14 protein-coding genes and 1 pseudogene are annotated in these 12,892 nt (G+C 73.0%); 6 read left to right on the forward strand and 9 right to left on the reverse strand.

The features are described from left to right. Positions 1-207: 207 nt before the first annotated feature. Together ACP4E5_RS19690 and ACP4E5_RS19695 are read right to left on the reverse strand one after the other, a co-directional pair. Entirely contained in the window at positions 208-876 is a 669-nt protein-coding gene (locus ACP4E5_RS19690; RefSeq protein ID WP_425830513.1) for a polysaccharide deacetylase family protein, read from the reverse strand. After that, a complete protein-coding gene (locus ACP4E5_RS19695) occupies positions 873-1,829 on the reverse strand; it encodes a polysaccharide deacetylase family protein (RefSeq protein ID WP_425830515.1) in 957 nt (318 codons plus the stop codon). The genes ACP4E5_RS19690 and ACP4E5_RS19695 overlap by 4 nt, the downstream gene beginning before the upstream one ends. Before the next feature lie 82 nt (positions 1,830-1,911). Here ACP4E5_RS19695 and ACP4E5_RS19700 point away from each other — a divergent pair, with 82 nt between their 5' ends. Then, positions 1,912-3,108: a class I SAM-dependent methyltransferase gene (locus ACP4E5_RS19700; protein WP_425841480.1), complete on the forward strand. Its 1,197-nt coding sequence runs from the start codon at positions 1,912-1,914 to the stop codon at positions 3,106-3,108. Positions 3,109-3,329: 221 nt separating this feature from the next. Continuing rightward, the gene (locus ACP4E5_RS19705) at positions 3,330-3,530 is read left to right on the forward strand and encodes a hypothetical protein (protein WP_425830517.1); all 201 of its coding nucleotides are present in this window, start codon (positions 3,330-3,332) and stop codon (positions 3,528-3,530) included. 4 nt (positions 3,531-3,534) lie between these two features. Here ACP4E5_RS19705 and ACP4E5_RS19710 read toward each other — a convergent pair whose 3' ends face one another. Genes ACP4E5_RS19710 through tsaB form a run of 4 tightly spaced genes read right to left on the reverse strand, consistent with a single transcriptional unit; the run spans position 3,535 to position 6,044 of the window. Beyond that, positions 3,535-3,783: a hypothetical protein gene (locus tag ACP4E5_RS19710; protein ID WP_425830519.1), complete on the reverse strand. Its 249-nt coding sequence runs from the start codon at positions 3,781-3,783 to the stop codon at positions 3,535-3,537. Further along, positions 3,780-4,868 carry a tRNA (adenosine(37)-N6)-threonylcarbamoyltransferase complex transferase subunit TsaD gene (gene tsaD, locus ACP4E5_RS19715; protein WP_425830521.1) on the reverse strand — a complete coding sequence of 363 codons (1,089 nt, stop codon included), beginning with the start codon at positions 4,866-4,868 and terminating at the stop codon, positions 3,780-3,782. Before tsaD ends, ACP4E5_RS19710 begins: the two co-directional genes overlap by 4 nt. Continuing rightward, positions 4,861-5,352, reverse strand: coding sequence for a ribosomal protein S18-alanine N-acetyltransferase (gene rimI / locus ACP4E5_RS19720; RefSeq protein WP_425841482.1), 492 nt, complete (start codon positions 5,350-5,352; stop codon positions 4,861-4,863). The genes tsaD and rimI overlap by 8 nt, the downstream gene beginning before the upstream one ends. Before the next feature lie 26 nt (positions 5,353-5,378). Next, positions 5,379-6,044, reverse strand: a complete 666-nt coding sequence (tsaB, locus tag ACP4E5_RS19725; protein WP_425830523.1) for a tRNA (adenosine(37)-N6)-threonylcarbamoyltransferase complex dimerization subunit type 1 TsaB — start codon at positions 6,042-6,044, stop codon at positions 5,379-5,381. 116 nt (positions 6,045-6,160) lie between these two features. On the opposite strand from tsaB, the gene ACP4E5_RS19730 reads away from it, so the two are divergent. After that, complete coding sequence (locus ACP4E5_RS19730) at positions 6,161-6,715, forward strand: hypothetical protein (RefSeq protein WP_425830525.1); 555 nt, start codon at positions 6,161-6,163, stop codon at positions 6,713-6,715. 353 nt (positions 6,716-7,068) lie between these two features. On the opposite strand, the pseudogene tsaE reads toward ACP4E5_RS19730, so the two are convergent. The 3 genes and pseudogenes from tsaE to alr all read right to left on the reverse strand — a co-directional run bounded on the left by tsaE (position 7,069) and on the right by alr (position 10,122). After that, positions 7,069-7,621: pseudogene (gene tsaE / locus ACP4E5_RS19735) on the reverse strand (tRNA (adenosine(37)-N6)-threonylcarbamoyltransferase complex ATPase subunit type 1 TsaE). Further along, complete coding sequence (locus tag ACP4E5_RS19740; protein WP_425830527.1) at positions 7,584-8,834, reverse strand: alpha/beta fold hydrolase; 1,251 nt, start codon at positions 8,832-8,834, stop codon at positions 7,584-7,586. The pseudogene tsaE and the gene ACP4E5_RS19740 overlap by 38 nt, the downstream one beginning before the upstream one ends. A gap of 121 nt (positions 8,835-8,955) precedes the next feature. Beyond that, the gene (alr, locus tag ACP4E5_RS19745) at positions 8,956-10,122 is read right to left on the reverse strand and encodes an alanine racemase (protein ID WP_425830529.1); all 1,167 of its coding nucleotides are present in this window, start codon (positions 10,120-10,122) and stop codon (positions 8,956-8,958) included. A gap of 110 nt (positions 10,123-10,232) precedes the next feature. Here alr and ACP4E5_RS19750 point away from each other — a divergent pair, with 110 nt between their 5' ends. The 3 genes from ACP4E5_RS19750 (at position 10,233) to infA (ending at position 12,881) form a co-directional block, all read left to right on the forward strand. Continuing rightward, positions 10,233-11,678, forward strand: a complete 1,446-nt coding sequence (locus tag ACP4E5_RS19750) for an NAD(P)H-hydrate dehydratase (RefSeq protein ID WP_425830531.1) — start codon at positions 10,233-10,235, stop codon at positions 11,676-11,678. Positions 11,679-11,865: 187 nt separating this feature from the next. After that, entirely contained in the window at positions 11,866-12,660 is a 795-nt protein-coding gene (locus ACP4E5_RS19755; RefSeq protein WP_425830533.1) for a GNAT family N-acetyltransferase, read from the forward strand. Continuing rightward, entirely contained in the window at positions 12,657-12,881 is a 225-nt protein-coding gene (gene infA / locus ACP4E5_RS19760) for a translation initiation factor IF-1 (protein WP_425830535.1), read from the forward strand. Before ACP4E5_RS19755 ends, infA begins: the two co-directional genes overlap by 4 nt. Positions 12,882-12,892: the final 11 nt, after the last annotated feature.

Here is a 12,892-nt window from a genome sequence, read left to right on the forward strand (position 1 = left end):
TCTCCCCCTTCGGAGATCTCACGGGGTTAACAGTCTGGGGTGGCGACCAGGTGGATCCGTCGTCGCGGGTGCCGGACCTGCCCGTCGCTGTTGGCACTCTCCAGTGGTGAGTGCCAGAGCCGAGACTATGACCGCGATTAGCACTCGGTCAAGCGGACTGCTAACCGACTCCGAGACTTCCTGCCCAGGTCTCCGCTCCGGCGCGGCTCACAGGTAGTCCTCCAGGGCCGCCGGCTCGTACCCCTCGCGCTCGATACGGCGCAGGAGACCCGGCGTCGTTTCCGCCCGGGCCCCGAGGATGTCGCCGGGCCGCAGCCGCCCCGCAGGACCGCGCCACAGGACGATCGCGTCGACGCCGCACTCGGCCGCCGCCTGGAGCGTGTCCGCGTCGTACGCGCCCCGTGGCGGGTGGAGCAGCCGCGGCGCCGCGCCGAATCGGGCCTCGACGCGGTCGCGCTGGCCGCAGATCTCGGCGTGCTGCTCCACGTGTCCGAGGCCGGGCAGCAGGGCCCGGGTGAGGGTGCGGTTCTGCACCCGGGCGCCCAGGGCGCTCAGTTCGCCGAGGCTGCCCCCGCCCGGGCCCGCGAGGAACAGCGAGACCGGGAGGCGCCGGTCGCGGACCAGGTCGACGAAGCGGGGGTCGCGCCCGGCCCCGACCCCGTCCTCGTACGCGAGGAAGACCACCTTGTCGCGGGTGGGGACACGGGAGACGACCGGCGGGACCTGCGGGACCGCCGCCCCGGCGCCCGCCGCGGGCCGCGGAGGCGGGGCGGCCTCCCGTGCGCACCCGGCGAGTGGGGCGGTGAACAGTGCGGTGAGCAGTACGGCGGCCAGGGCGCGGCCGAGCGGCCGCGCCCACGGCCCGCGCGGTGTCACAGGTAGTCCTCCAGGCGCGCCACCGCGTAGCCCCTGTCGGTGAGGTACTTCATCAGGTTGCGGATCATGTCGGGCATCGTGCCCTTCCAGTCCTCGCGGCCCCTGAAGTGCGTGAGCAGGATGTCGCCCGGATGGATGCTCCGGTCCCACTCGCGATAGTCCATGCGGTCCACGAACGCCTCGGCGTTCCAGATCGGCGCGTACTCGATGCCGCAGGCCTTGGCGGCGCGCAGGGTGTCCTGGTTGTAGTCGCCGAACGGCGGGCGGAAGAGCGTGGGCCGCTTGCCGTACTTCTTCTCGATGACGTCCTGCATGCCGCAGATCTCGTGCTTCTGGCGCGCGTACGACAGGCCGGGCAGGAACGGGTGGTGGAGCGTGTGGTTGTTGAGGGTGATACCGCGGGCCTGCATCTTCTTGAAGTAGCCGTATTCCGGGCGGACTTCGGAGTCGGTCAGGAACGCGGTGTACGGGATGCGCAGCTCGCTCATCATCTTCAGGAACCGCGGGTCCTTCTCGGAGTCGTCGTCGATGGTGAGGAAGACGACCTTGTCCTTGGTCGGGACCGTCGTGAACACGGGCGGCAGGCCGAGTTCCTTCTGGCCGTCGACCTCGAAGCCCGTCCGCGCCTCGATGACCGGCTTCTTCGCCGGCGGGCGCGGGGCGGTCAGCGGCACGTCGGCGAGGCCCCAGCGCTTCGTCGCCGCGACGAGTGCGGCCCGCTGGGCGCGCAGCTCGGTCGCGTACGAGTTGAGGGCGCGGGCGGGAGGCGCCTGGAGGCCCTTGTGCGCCTGCTGGCCGGGGGCCGGTTTCACCGGGGCCCGCTCGGCTTCGTCGCCGGCCGCGCATCCGGTGGCGAGGGCGGAGGCGGCGAGCAGCGCGCCCAGGAGGCGGGTGCCGCGTCTCCTCCTGGCCAACTTTCTGCCGCTTTTTTCGTTTTGTCGTACTAGTTGCATGGCGCCGGATCCTGGCAGCTCACGGGCCCGTTCCTGGGCCGACACCGCCGCCTGGCGCGCACCGTCGCCCGCCTGGCCCACAATGGACCGGGTGAGCTCCTCCCTTTCGCCCGACGACTTCTTCGCCCTCCTGGCCCCCGAGGGGCTGGCCCTGCTCGACGAGCTGCGCGATCACGATCCGGCCCAGGAGCTCGCCCTCGCCACGAAGCTGCGCCGCGAGCACCCGGCCGAGCTCGTCTCCGCGGCGCTCGCCCAGGCGCGGCTGCGGCAGCGGGCGGTGGCGAAGTTCGGGGCCGAGGACGCGGCCCGGATGTACTTCACGCCGAACGGGGTCGAGCAGGCGACGCGGACGAGCGTGGCGACGTACCGGGCCGGCGCCTTCGAGCGGCTCGGTGTGCGCTCCGTGGCCGACCTGTGCTGCGGCATCGGCGGCGACGCGATCGCGCTCGCCCGCGCGGGGATCCGGGTGCTTGCCGTCGACCGGGACCCGTTGACGTGCGCGGTGGCGCGGGCGAACGCCGAGGCGCTCGGGCTCGCCGGGCTCATCGAGGTGCGCGAGGCGGACGTCACCGAGGTGGACACGAGCGCGTACGACGCGGTGTTCGTGGACCCGGCGCGCAGGGGCGGCCGGGGCCGCATCTTCGACCCCGAGGCGTACTCGCCTCCGCTCTCCTGGGCCGTGTCCGCCGCGCTCAAGGCGCCGCGCGCCGCGCTGAAGATCGCCCCCGGCATCCCGCACGAGGCGATCCCCGCGGAGGCCGACGCCGAGTGGATCTCGGACGGGGGCGATGTGAAGGAGGCCGTGCTGTGGTTCGGCACGGAGCCGGGGCGGATGCGGGCGACGCTGCTTCCGGGGGCGCGCCGGCTGGCCGGGCGCGGGCTGCCCGATCCCGAAGTGCGGCCCGTCGGGCGGTACTTGTACGAGCCGGACGGCGCCGTCATCCGGGCGCACCTGGTCGCCGAGGTGGCGGAGGAGGTCGGCGGCGGGCTCGTCGACGAGACGATCGCGTATGTGACGGGGGACGAGTTGCGGCCCACGTCCTACGCCGCCGCGTACGAGATCACCGATCAACTCCCCTTCAACGTGAAGAAGTTGAAGGCGTTGCTGAGGCAGCGGGAGGTCGGTGTGCTGACGGTGAAGAAGCGGGGGTCGGCGGTCGAGCCGGAGGAGCTGCGACGCAAGGTGATGCCGAAGCCCTTCGGGAAGCAGGCGGTCACGGTGTTCCTCACGCGGGTCGCGGGCGCACCCACGATGCTTGTCGGCGGCCCGGTCGGTTGACGCCACGGGTCTCCGCCCCGGACCCCGCGCCTCAATCGCCGGCGGGGCTTGATTTCACCCACCCGCCGCCGCCTTGGGCAATCTGCCGCCTTGGGCGGCAGGGTGGGCAAGGCGGCGCCACGGTGCCGCGCAACCAGAACGACAGTCGCCCACCCCGGAGGGGCTGAACGCTCCCGTCCGGTCACTATGACGTGATCAGTTGTCTCGCGAGTCTGCACCACATGGCGTTCGAGACGCTGACCCGGTTCCGTGAGGCCCTCGCGCCCGGCGGCAGGTTGCTCCACACTCCCCCGCCGCAGGCGCCGGTGCGGCGGCCCGAGATGCGGCTGCCGGAGATTCGTCGGGAGGCGGTGCGACTGCTGCCCGGCAGTGAAGTGCGTCAACTGCTGTTCTGGCGCTACCTGTTGACGTACACCCGCTGAAGACCTAGGCCGCCTCGAACCGCCAGCGGTGCACCGCGCGTGTCACCAACTCGTCGCCCGGTTCCGGCAGTTCGGGCAGCTCCGCGTCGTACTCCGCGTCCCACCACGTGATGACGAGGACCCGGTCCTGCGGGGCGCGGAACGTCTCGCGGCGCTCCGGTTCCCGCTCCAGGACCCGCGCCTTCGCCCAGGCAAGGAGTTCGTCGCCGCGCCCCTCGACGGCGCGGGCCTCCCACATCAGCGCGACGGTCATGAGTACAGGTTCTCCTTGCTGACCTCGTGCACGTGGTCGTGATGGCCGGGGACGTGCGGCTCCGTCACCGGGAGCGAGGAGTCCGCGGGGAGGTCCCACGAGGACGGCGTCCGGTTCCGGGCCACCATCTCCGCGCCGAGCGCGGCGACCATCGCGCCGTTGTCCGTGCACAGCTTGGGACGCGGCACCCGCAGCCGGATCCCGGCCCGCTCGCAGCGCTCCTCGGCGAGGGCGCGGAGCCGCGAGTTGGCCGCGACGCCACCGCCGATCATGAGGTGGTCGACGCCCTGGTCCTTGCACGCCCTCACGGCCTTGCGGGTCAGCACGTCCACGACGGCCTCCTGGAAGGACGCCGACACGTCACGCACCGGCACGTCCTCGCCCGCCGCCCGCTTGGCCTCGATCCAGCGGGCCACGGAGGTCTTCAGGCCGGAGAAGGAGAAGTCGTACGCGGGGTCGCGGGGCCCGGTGAGTCCGCGCGGGAAGGCGATCGCGTTCGGGTCGCCCTCCTTCGCGTACCGGTCGATGACGGGCCCGCCCGGGAAGCCGAGGTTCAGCACCCGCGCGATCTTGTCGAAGGCCTCACCGGCGGCGTCGTCGATGGTGGCGCCCAGGGGCCGTACGTCGGAGGTGATGTCGGTGGAGAGCAGCAGCGACGAGTGGCCGCCCGACACCAGCAGCGCCATCGTCGGCTCCGGCAGCGTGCCGTGCTCCAGCTGGTCGACGCAGATGTGCGAGGCGAGGTGGTTGACGCCGTAGAGCGGCTTGTCGAGCGCGTACGCGTACGCCTTGGCCGCCGACACCCCGACCAACAGGGCGCCCGCGAGACCGGGCCCGGCCGTGACGGAGATGCCGTCGAGGTCCTTCGCCGTGACGCCCGCGTCCTTCAGGGCGCGCTGGATCGTGGGGACCATCGCCTCCAGGTGCGCGCGCGAGGCGACCTCGGGGACGACGCCGCCGAAGCGGGCGTGTTCGTCGACGCTGGAGGCGACGGCGTCGGCGAGCAGGGTGGTGCCGCGGACGATGCCGACGCCGGTCTCGTCGCAGGAGGTCTCGATGCCGAGGACGAGCGGTTCGTCAGCCATGGTTCTTCTCTTCGCTCAATGAGTCACTTGATGAGTCGCTTGCGGTGCCGGTGTTCAGGCGCATCACGAGGGCGTCGATGTTGCCGGGCTGGTAGTAGCCGCGCCGGAAGCCGATCGGCTCGAAGCCGAAGCGCTCGTACAGCTTCTGTGCCCGCGTGTTGTCGACGCGCACCTCGAGCATCACCTGGTCGACCTCGAAGGCCGTGGCGTGCCGCAGGAGTTCGGTGAGCAGCCGGGCGCCGAGCCCGGTGCCCCAGTGGTCGCGGGCTGCGGCGATGGTCTGGATGTCGGCAAGGTCCCCGGAGGCGGCGACGCCCCCGTATCCGACCAGCCTCTCGTCCTCGTACGCGACCACGTAGCGCCGCGTGGAACCGACGCCGCGGGCGTGCGCGAGTTCGGACCAGAACATGCCGCGCGACCAGGCGTCGTCCGGGAAGAGTTCCTTCTCCAGGGCGAGGACGGGATCGATGTCCCACCAGCGCATCTCGCGCAACGATACGTCCACGGCAGTCACTTGGGGGTGACCACCTTGTAGTTCTTGGGGACCTGCGCGTCGGGGCGGCGCAGGTAGAGGGGGCGCGGTTCGAGGAGCTCCTCGCCCGCGGCGAGCTTCTCGGCGGCGAGGGCGGCGAGCGCGCCGGCCGACACGTTCTCGGGCCCGCGCGCGTCCGGGAAGGTGTCCGGGTAGAGCCGCGCGCCGGCGCCGACGGCGGGCAGGCCCTGAACGACGGAGGCGATGTCGGCGGGCCGGTCGACGGCGGCCTCGGTGACCCGCGTGCGCCCGTTCTCGTAGCGCGCCCAGTACACCTCCTTGCGCCGCGCGTCGGTGGCGACGACGAAGGGGCCCTCCCCGTCCATGGCGTCCCGCGCCTCGTAGGCGAGGCCGTCGAGCGTGCACACCCCGTGCACGGGCACGCCGAGCGCGAGGCCGAACGTGTCGGCGGTCATCAGGCCGACACGCAGGCCGGTGTAGGGGCCGGGGCCGACGCCCACGACGATCCCGGTGACGGCGTCGAGCCGCAGTCCGGCCTCGGTGAGCACCCGGTCGACGGCGGGCAGTAGCAGTTCCCCGTGTCTGCGAGCGTCCACCTGACTCGACTCGGCTACGACGGAGGTCCCGTCGTGCAGGGCGACGGTGACGGCGGGGGTGGCGGTATCCAGAGCGAGCAACAGCACGCGAACAGCCTACGACCACCTGAAGGCGGACACGTCCGTACTTCCCGCAAGGCCGGGCCGCCGGGCCTCGACTGCTACCGTCACCCTGAGGTTCGTACTTGAGAGGCAGGCACCTGGTGGCACGGAGCAGCACCGGATTCGTGACCGCGCTCACGGCGGCAGCGCTCGCCGTGGTCGGCTTCCTCGCCTACCAGGCGTCGGCGAGCGCGCCCTCCGACCTCGCCGAGAAGAAGGAGGGCTCCTCGCCCTCCGCCTCGGCGTCGAAGGCGCCCAAGAAGAAGACGGACCCGAAGGCCCTGCCCGCGGGCTCGGGCAAGGGCGAGCGTGTCGTGTACGCGCTGGACAGCGACCGGGTGTGGCTGGTCGGCGCGGGCAACAAGACGCAGTCGACGTTCCGGGTGACGCCCGGCACGGTGGACCCGGCGCCCGGCTCGTACGCGGTGACCTCCCGCTCCGGCTCGGTCACCGGCACCGACGGCGTCCCGATCGAGCACGTGGTCCGGTTCGCCACGACGAACGGCGTGGCGATCGGCTTCAGCGCCGCCGTCAACGGTTCGACGGCCGCCCCCGACCCCGGCAAGCAGACCGGCGGCATCCGCGAGTCCCGCAAGGACGCCGACGAGATGTGGCAGTTCGCGACGATCGGCGCGAAGGTCGTCGTCGTCAAGTAATTTCAAGCCCCGCAGGGGGCACCTCCCAGCGTTAGCTGGGGGAGCTCGAGGCGCGGGGTCCGGGGCAGCGCCCCGAGTCCGCGACGCCGTCGCGGCGCAACGACGAATCGACCCGCCGCGGCGGATTCGGCGGCGTGGAAACGGCCCGCGCCGCCGCGCACGACGCCAACAGCTCCCGCATCGACACTGCGCGCGCACCTTCACGTTCCGAAGTGGACATGATGCCTCCCGGCGGCGGTCGAGGGGACGTGGTTAGGTAGACCTAACCAGCACCGGTCTCCATGTGAACACGCCGGAGCCGCGCCGCGCAAGAATTTGCCGACGCCCTGTCGGGATACGTGCGGGTGGCGCGGTCAGCCGGCGAGGGACCCCAGGTCCGCCTCGGTCCACCGCTCCCCGATGCCGTTGAATGTCACGACCCGGACCTCGTCCGTGGTGTCGCCGGTGGCCCGGTCGATGATCACGTGCAGCCGGTCGTCGGACAGCTCCTCGACCTTGCCGTCGCCCCACTCGACGACGACCACGGAGTCCGGCAGGGACACGTCGAGGTCGAGGTCCTCCATTCTCGTCGAGCCCGCCGCCGAGCCGGTACGCGTCGACGTGCACCAGGGCCGGGCCCTCGCCGAGCGGCGGGTGCACGCGGGCGATCACGAAGGTCGGCGAGGTCACCGCACCCCGTACGCCCATGCCCGCGCCGACCCCGCGGGTCAGTGTCGTCTTGCCCGCGCCCAGCTCGCCGGTGAGCATCACGAGGTCGCCGGGGCGCAGCTGTTTGGCCAGGGCGAGCCCCAACTCCCGCATCTCGTCCGGGGAGTTGACGGTGACGGTGACCGTGCTGACGGGGGTGGTCGCGGGCTCGGTGGCGGGCTCAGCCGCCGGGCTGTGCGGTGTTGCCGGTGTCTCCATAAATCCCCACGGTAGCGGCTGTGGGGACGGCTCCCGCACGCACCAAAAGGTCCGCGAGGCGGTCCGTCACCGCCTCGGGGTGCTCCAGCATCACCAGGTGCCCGGCGTCCGGCACCAGCACGTACTCGGCGTCCGGCAGCAGCGCCGCGATCGCCTCGCTGTGGTCGCTCGGCGTGACGAGGTCGTGCTCCCCCGCGAGGACGAGCACGGGCAGGTCCGCGAAGCGCGCCAGGGCGTCCGCCTTGTCGTGCTCCTCGAACGCCGGGTAGAACTCGGCGACCACGTCGATCGGCGTCCCCTCGATCATCCGCTCGGCGAACCGGGCGACGGCCGGGTCGACGTCCCGCGAGGCGAACGAGTACCGCTTGATGATCCCGGCGAACAGGTCGGCCGTCGCACGGCGCCCCTTCTCCACCAGTTCGGCACGCTGCCCGAGCGCCTTCAGCACGCCGGGCAGCACCCGCCGCACCGCGTTCACCCCGGCCATCGGAAGCCCGTAGTTGACCTCGCCGAGCTTCCCCGACGACGTACCGATGAGGGCGACGCCCACGACCCGGTCGCGGATCAGCTCGGGACACCGGTCGGCGAGCGCCATCACGGTCATGCCGCCCATGGAGTGGCCGACGAGGACGAGCGGGCCCTCGGGCGCGGCCGCGTCGATGACGGCCTTCAGGTCGCCGCCGAGCCGGTCGATGGAGACGGGCACCCCGTCCTCGACCTGCTCGACGCCACGGCCCGAACGCCCGTGGCTGCGCTGGTCCCAGTACACGCAGCGGACGACGCCGCGCAGGGCCGCGCGCTGGAAGTGCCAGGAGTCCTGGCCCAGGCAGTAGCCGTGGCTGAAGACGACGGTGACGGGCGCCGGGGTCTTGCGGCCGAACAGGCGGCGTATGCGCGGCGTCGTCCCACCGGCCGCCGGGTCCGCCTCGTCCACCTCGTAGTACAGCTCCGTGCCGTCCTCCGCGTACGCCTTTCCCGGCACGCCGCGCAGTGCTCCGTAGGGACCCGACGCGTCGAGGGCGAGCCGCGCCTTCCTGCGCATCCCGCGTCCCACGGTCAGCCGCTCGATCGCGACGCCCGCCGCTGCCCCGGCCGCGACCACGCCTATGGCGGCGCCCGCGAGACCGGCCCGCCGCCAGTTCCCCGACGCGGCGGCCCTTTCCGCCGCTTCGACGACGGCCGCCGCCGTGGCCGGTGCGCTGCTCTCGCTCACGTGCCGCTCCCCTGCTCCGCGTCCTGCCTGTCGTCCGCTGTTCGGTTACCCGTTCCGTTGCTGCTTCACATGGTGGCGGTTCGGACGGCCGTGTCGGTGGACCCTCAAGCCGTGACGCCGGTCACGCGCGCGTGGCGCCGCCCTCTTCGTCCACGTAGACGCGCGGTACGCGGGAACCGATGCGCGTGACGATCTCGTACGCGATGGTGCCCGCCGCGACCGCCCAGTCCTCGGCGGTCGGCTCGCCGTCGTCACCGGGTCCGAAGAGCACCGCCTCGTCCCCCGCGGCCGGTTCGTCGCCGCCGAGGTCGACGACGAACTGGTCCATGGCCACCCGGCCCGCGATCGTGCGCCGCTTGCCGCCGATCAGGACCGGGGCCGTGCCGGACGCGTGTCGCGGGATGCCGTCCGCGTAGCCCAGGGGGACGAGGCCGAGCGTCGTCTCGCCCGGCGTGACGTAGTGATGCCCGTAACTGACGCCGAGTCCACCCGGCGCGTGCTTCACGAGCGCGAGATTCGCCTTCAGCGTCATCACGGGGCGCAGCCCGAAGTCCCCGGGCGCGCCGACCTCGGGGCTCGGCGAAATCCCGTACATCGCGATGCCGGGGCGCACGAGGTCGAAGTGCGTCTCGGGAAGGGTCAGCGTCCCCGGCGAGTTGGCGATGTGCCGGACCTCCGGTGTGACGCCCTTGCCCTCCGCGTACCCGACCATCTCCCGGAAGGCGGTCAGCTGGGCGGCGATGGAGGGGTGCCCCGGCTCATCGGCGCACGCGAAGTGCGACCAGAGGCCGGTGACGTTCACGAACCCGGCCCGCTGCGCCTTCAGGGCCTCCGCCACCAGTTCGGGCCAGTCGCCGGGCAGGCAGCCGTTGCGCCCGAGGCCCGTGTCGGCCTTCAGCTGGATACGGGCGACCCGGCCCGCCGCGCGCGCCGCGTCGACGACCTCCCGCAGCGCCCACATGCCGCTCACCGACATGTCGAGATCGGCCTCGATGCCCGCCCGCCAAGGCCCGCCCGGCACCCACAGCCAGCACAGGATGCGCCCGGTGAGGCCCGCCGCGCGCAGCTCAAGCGCCTCCTCGGCGGTGGCGGCCCCCAGCCACTCGGCCCCCGCCTCCTTGGCGGCGCGGGCGACCGGGAGCATGCCGTGCCCGTACGCGTCCGCCTTCACGACGGCCATGAACGCGGCCCCGGGCGCGTGCGCGCGCAGGGCCCTCACATTGGCCTTGAGCGCGGCCAGGTCGATCTCGGCGCGGGCGCGGAGCGGGGCAGTCACGTTCTCGTTCATGGTGAGGTCAGTGTCTCAGAGGGGTGTGACACGAAATCCGTTGCCCGATCCGGCACATCCGGCACAAAACTCTTCGGCCGGGTCGGCGCCGCTGCGAGACACTCGACGACATGCGACTCGCTCACGACGTAGAGACGGTCAGGTCCGCCGAGCGCGCCCTCATGGCGCGGCTGCCCGAGGGCGCGCTGATGCAACGCGCCGCGGCCGGGCTCGCCACCGCCTGCGCCGACCTCCTCGGCAAGGTGTACGGCTCCCGCGTCACGCTCCTCGTCGGCTCGGGGGACAACGGCGGCGACGCCCTGTACGCGGGCGCCCGCCTGGCGCGGCGCGGCGCGGGCGTCACGGCGCTGCTGCTCTCCCCTGACCGGGCGCACGCCGGGGGCCTCGCGGCGCTGCGCGCGGCGGGCGGCACGGTCCTCGACGCGCAGGACGGCAGCGCCACGGAACGCGTGGGCCGCGCCGACCTCGTCGTCGACGGCATCGTGGGCATCGGCGGCAAGGGCGGCCTGCGCCCCCGCGCGGCCCAACTCGCCGACGCGGCACGGGGGACCGTCGTGGCCGTCGACCTCCCGAGCGGCGTGGACGCCGACACCGGCGAGGTGCGCGGCGAAGCGGTGCGGGCGGACGCGACCGTCACCTTCGGAACGTACAAGCCGGGCCTGCTCATCGATCCGGCCCGCGCGTACGCGGGCGCGCTCCGCCTCGTCGACATCGGCCTCGAACTCGCCCCCGCCGAAACGGGGTTGGAGGCGCTCCAGTACGCGGACGTGGCGGCCCTGCTCCCCCGGCCCACCGGCGAGAGCGACAAGTACCGGCGCGGCGTCGTCGGCATCGTCGCGGGCTCGGCCCGCTACCCCGGCGCGGCGGTCCTGGCGGTGGCGGGCGCGCTGCACGGCGGGGCCGGTGCCGTGCGGTACGTGGGTCCGGCCGCGGACGCGGTGCTCGCCCGCTTCCCGGAGACGCTCGTGTCGGCCGGGCCGCCGGCGAAGGCGGGCCGGGTCCAGGCGTGGGTGATCGGCCCCGGCCTCGGCGACGACACGTCGGGCCTGCACGACGTCCTGGCCTCCGACGTCCCGGTCCTGATCGACGCGGACGGGCTGCGCCTCGCGGACCCGGCGACGGTCCGCGCCCGCTCGGCGCCCACCGTGCTGACCCCGCACGCCGGGGAGGCGGCCGCGCTGCTCGGTGTGACGCGCGACGAGGTGGAGGCCGAACGCCTCGCGTCCGTACGGAAGTTGGCGGACCGCTATGACGCCACGGTCCTCCTCAAGGGCTCGACGACCCTGGTCTCGCCGCCGGACGGGACGCGCCCGGCCCGCGTGAACCCCACCGGCACCCCGTGGCTCGCCACCGCGGGCAGCGGCGACGTGCTCTCCGGGCTGACCGGTTCCCTGCTCGCGGCGGGCCTCGCCCCGCTGGACGCGGCCTCGGTCGGCGCCCATCTGCACGGGCTCGCGGCGCGGCACGCGGCGGACGGGGCGCCGGTCTCGGCACAGGACGTGGCGGGGGCGCTGCGGAACGCCTGGCAGGACGTCACGGAAAACCGCTTCGCCTGAGGGCCGCCCCTTGCTACCGTCGTCGACGACCGTGCAGTCATAACTGGGAGGTGAGACCCGTGAACGCAGTCACCCATGGGTGCTCCCTCAGCTCGTCACGGTCCGGCGGCTGACAGCAGGTGTCGCCGGGAGCGCCCCCGAGAATCTCGAGAAACCGAGATCGAGGGCCTCCCGAGAGGAGACACCGATGAACTCACAAAGCACCCGCCCCACACCCCCGCTCCCGCTCGTCGTCACACGCGTGGCGGACCACCAGTGGCACGCCCTGGAGGACGACGAGGTGATCGGCCGCGGCCACGCCGCGCACCGGCCCGACGGCCGCCTCTTCATCAGCGTCGACGCCTGGCACGACACCGCGTTCGCGGCCCTGGCCGAAACCCTGCTCGCGGACCTGCCGGGCCCGCTGCACACCGTGGTCGACGAGAGCGACACCGAACTGACCTCGAAATGGCGGGAGTTCGGGTTCACCGTCGGCCGCGGCGAATGGGAGTACGCGCTGCCCACCGACCCCGCCGTCACGGGACTCGGCGCGACGCGCCCGCCCGCGGGCGTCACCGTCGTCCCGGCGGGCTCCGCGGACGGGACGCGGTTGCGCGCCCTCGACCGCACGATCCGGGACGAGGTCGAGGCCACGGTCGGCTGGCACACCATGCCGGCCGAGGTGCGGCCGCTGCCACCAGGGGTCACGGTCGTCGACCCGACGAAGTACACCGTGGCCGAGGCCCCGGACGGCGCCTACCTGGGCCTCCTTCGCCTGGCGACGGCCACCCGGCGTCCCCGCATCGGCCTGCTCGCGGTCCGCGAGGACGCGCGGCGCCGCGGCGTCGCGCGGGCCCTCCTGGCCGACGTACTGAACACCCTGCACCGCTCCGGCGTGCAGACCACGTCGGCCGAGGTGGACGAGTCGAACGAAGCGGCCACGGCCCTGCTCGACGGCATCGGCGCGCGGCGCGTGAACCGCGCACTGGAGCTGGTCCGATGACCAAGAACACCGGAGGCGGCGTACACGCCGAGGGCACCGTCGTCGAGTGCCTGCGCAGCGCGATGTTCACCGTGGAGCTCGACAACGGGCACCGGGTGCTCGCGCACGTCAGCGGCAAGATCCGCAAGAACTACATCAAGATCCTGCTGGAGGACCGGGTCCAGGTGGAGATCACGCCGTACGACCTGACACGCGGCCGGATCGTGTTCCGCCACCGCTAAGACAGGTCCTC

The sequence above is a fragment of the Streptomyces fractus genome (assembly GCF_049844455.1).
Taxonomy (GTDB): domain Bacteria; phylum Actinomycetota; class Actinomycetes; order Streptomycetales; family Streptomycetaceae; genus Streptomyces; species Streptomyces fractus.

Bases quoted from the DNA above. Each gene is read 5' to 3' on its own strand.
- rimI (WP_425841482.1), bottom strand. From the start codon at position 5,352: ATGCGCTGGTGGGACATCGATCCCGTCCTCGCCCTGGAGAAGGAACTC.
- ACP4E5_RS19755 (WP_425830533.1), top strand. From the start codon at position 11,866: ATGAACTCACAAAGCACCCGCCCCACACCCCCGCTCCCGCTCGTCGTC.
- ACP4E5_RS19750 (WP_425830531.1), top strand. From the start codon at position 10,233: ATGCGACTCGCTCACGACGTAGAGACGGTCAGGTCCGCCGAGCGCGCC.
- infA (WP_425830535.1), top strand. From the start codon at position 12,657: ATGACCAAGAACACCGGAGGCGGCGTACACGCCGAGGGCACCGTCGTC.
- ACP4E5_RS19705 (WP_425830517.1), top strand. From the start codon at position 3,330: ATGGCGTTCGAGACGCTGACCCGGTTCCGTGAGGCCCTCGCGCCCGGC.
- ACP4E5_RS19710 (WP_425830519.1), bottom strand. From the start codon at position 3,783: ATGACCGTCGCGCTGATGTGGGAGGCCCGCGCCGTCGAGGGGCGCGGC.
- ACP4E5_RS19700 (WP_425841480.1), top strand. From the start codon at position 1,912: ATGGACCGGGTGAGCTCCTCCCTTTCGCCCGACGACTTCTTCGCCCTC.
- alr (WP_425830529.1), bottom strand. From the start codon at position 10,122: ATGAACGAGAACGTGACTGCCCCGCTCCGCGCCCGCGCCGAGATCGAC.
- tsaD (WP_425830521.1), bottom strand. From the start codon at position 4,868: ATGGCTGACGAACCGCTCGTCCTCGGCATCGAGACCTCCTGCGACGAG.
- ACP4E5_RS19695 (WP_425830515.1), bottom strand. From the start codon at position 1,829: ATGCAACTAGTACGACAAAACGAAAAAAGCGGCAGAAAGTTGGCCAGG.